We start from the raw sequence: 2,188 nt of genomic DNA, 5'->3' as shown, positions 1-2,188 counted from the left end.
AACCATACCAGAACGGTGGAGTTGCCCTGAATGCCGTTTCGGGCTTGTGCCTGCTGGCAGGTGAGCTCGCCTTTTTCAATCTGCTCGACCACGGCTAATTTAAAAGTCAGCGAGTAATCGCGCTGTGTCCGTTTCACACCTTGTCCCATCGGGCTCTCCATTTATGTGGGGGAAAGGTGTAAACCATATTCAGGACGGGACAGCAACATGACAAAGGGGGGCATTGCCCCCCCCCCCTTCTTTCAGTCTATCGCTCGGTAGATAGCGCCCCCCTCTTGATGCTTTGCAGCAAAATCTTTCAGACGTTCGAAGGCTTCAAAAACCTTGGGCTCATTCTCGAATCGATAACACAACGTGTTCAAGGCAAACAGTGTCACGATGACCCCTGCCGCATCCGGCGTTACCTTTTCGTCGAAGAAATTCCCAAAAACAGAAACATGATTAGGCGCTTGCTAAGTGTTAGCAGCAGGCTAGCTTTATAAACAAGGAGTTAAAAAGCTTCAGACGCGATGGCTTAAGTCTCTGACTCTGAGGCCTTTTGATAAGGAGTTTCGATTCATCAGAGGTAGGGCTGACTGATGGAGCTTATTTGGGCTACCAAAGATTTGGTGATTGCTGGACGTCCGTATACCGGCTTTCCGATCCTGCTTTGGGACACGATGGAGAGTTGTGTTCCCGTCAATGATTTCCTTCGTCACTACCTTCTGCGCGGAGCCATAGGGTCAACAAAGTCTTGGCCAAGCACTGGCCGTGCGCTGTACGACTTCTTCAGCTTCCTCCAGGCACATGACATCGATTGGCGCGACGTTGACCGTGGTGAAGCCAAGAGCATTGTCGCTGCCTACCGAGACTACTGCCTGGTTGAGTGCGAGTTGGCTCGATCAACGACACGGCAACGGTTGCACTATATCTGCAAGTTCTACGAATACGCGCAGACCCAGGGATGGGTGAATAGTCTGCCATTTAGCTATGAAGAGCGAACGGTCAAGCGTGACATCGGGTTTCTCGCTCACGTCGATGCCAGTGGCGGCAAGGCCATGGCCAATGACCTGATGCCGCGCGCGCATAAAGTGTTGCCGAAGTATTTGAGCATGGATGAGATCAGGGCGATCTTGCAGGCCGCAGAGAATCCTCATCACCGAATAATGATCCTGCTCGGGCTTCAGACCGGTTTGCGTCGCGAGGAAATCGCCACGTTCCCACTGGCCTACATCTTCGATCCCGACAAGAACGGTAGGCGCGAGCACAACGTCAGAATTCGTTTAGATCCTTTCGATGGCCATGGCATGCTGACGAAAGGTAGCAAGGCACGCGACATCTACGTCAGTCACCGTTTTCTCTCCAAGCTATACCGTTACGTGGTCCAGGTTCGCGGTGAGCGGAGCTCGCTCAGCCCAACCAAGTACGAGTCGCTGTTCCTCAACCAATTTGGGGAACCCTTCGCTAATGATGGTAAGGGCATCGAGCGTATCGTCCGCAATATCGGCAAAAAGGTCGGCATCAAGGTTCATCCTCACATGCTGCGCCATACCTATGCCACCCACACTCTGGTTGCCCTGCAACGAAATCGCGGCGACATAGACCCTTTGGTGTGTAGTGGTCTAATCATCCCGGACACCATTTTAGGTGGTACAGTCGCCACCATGACTTGAGGTGTTCAATGACAAGATTACGTCGCTCATTTACTGCTGAATTCAAACTCGAAGCCGCATCCCTAGTACTCGACCAGGGATACTCTGTCCCCGAAGCCAGCCGTTCACTGGATGTCGGTGAAACCATACTTCGTCGATGGGTTCAGCAGCTTCAATCCGAACGAACCGGCACCACCCCAATCGGCAAAGCGCTGACCCCGGAGCAGCAGAAAATCCAGGAGCTGGAAGCCCGCATCAACCGGCTCGAGCGCGAAAAGGACATTCTAAAAAAGGCTACTGCTCTCTTGATGGCGGACGAGTTCAAACGTACGCGCTGATAGACCGATTAAGGGAGCAAGCCCCCATCACTCTGGTCTGCTGCGCTTTCGATGTTCCAACATCCTGTTTTTACGACTATCTGGCCCGCAAGCTGACGATTAACCGTGAGCGGATGCAGCAACGCAGCGAGTTGCGCCGTTTGTTCAAAGAGAGCCGGAACTCAGCGGGCAGCCGCGCCTTGATGTCGATGATGCGAGAGCTGGGGCATCAGATTGGCC

Annotated in this window: 1 protein-coding gene and 3 pseudogenes; 2 read left to right on the top strand and 2 right to left on the bottom strand. The window is 53.2% G+C overall.

The window, feature by feature from the left end; genetic code table 11:
- Together BN1130_RS22260 and BN1130_RS23175 are read right to left on the bottom strand one after the other, a co-directional pair.
- Positions 1–149, bottom strand: a pseudogene (locus BN1130_RS22260) (IS3 family transposase); the annotation flags it as partial.
- A gap of 93 nt (positions 150–242) precedes the next feature.
- Positions 243–431 (bottom strand): annotated as a pseudogene (locus BN1130_RS23175) (antirestriction protein); the annotation flags it as partial.
- Positions 432–578: 147 nt separating this feature from the next.
- Here BN1130_RS23175 and BN1130_RS10975 point away from each other — a divergent pair.
- Both BN1130_RS10975 and BN1130_RS21675 read left to right on the top strand, forming a co-directional pair.
- Positions 579–1,652, top strand: a complete 1,074-nt coding sequence (locus tag BN1130_RS10975) for a tyrosine-type recombinase/integrase (protein WP_084218188.1) — start codon at positions 579–581, stop codon at positions 1,650–1,652.
- Positions 1,653–1,660: 8 nt separating this feature from the next.
- Positions 1,661–2,188, top strand: a pseudogene (locus tag BN1130_RS21675) (transposase); the annotation flags it as partial.

Origin of the sequence: Aeromonas rivuli, from assembly GCF_000820045.1 — a bacterium.
GTDB lineage: Bacteria > Pseudomonadota > Gammaproteobacteria > Enterobacterales > Aeromonadaceae > Aeromonas > Aeromonas rivuli.
The sequence above is the reverse complement of the archived record's forward strand: the minus strand, read 5'-3'. Positions and strand labels throughout refer to the sequence as shown.

Bases quoted from the DNA above. Each gene is read 5' to 3' on its own strand.
- BN1130_RS10975 (WP_084218188.1), top strand. From the start codon at position 579: ATGGAGCTTATTTGGGCTACCAAAGATTTGGTGATTGCTGGACGTCCG.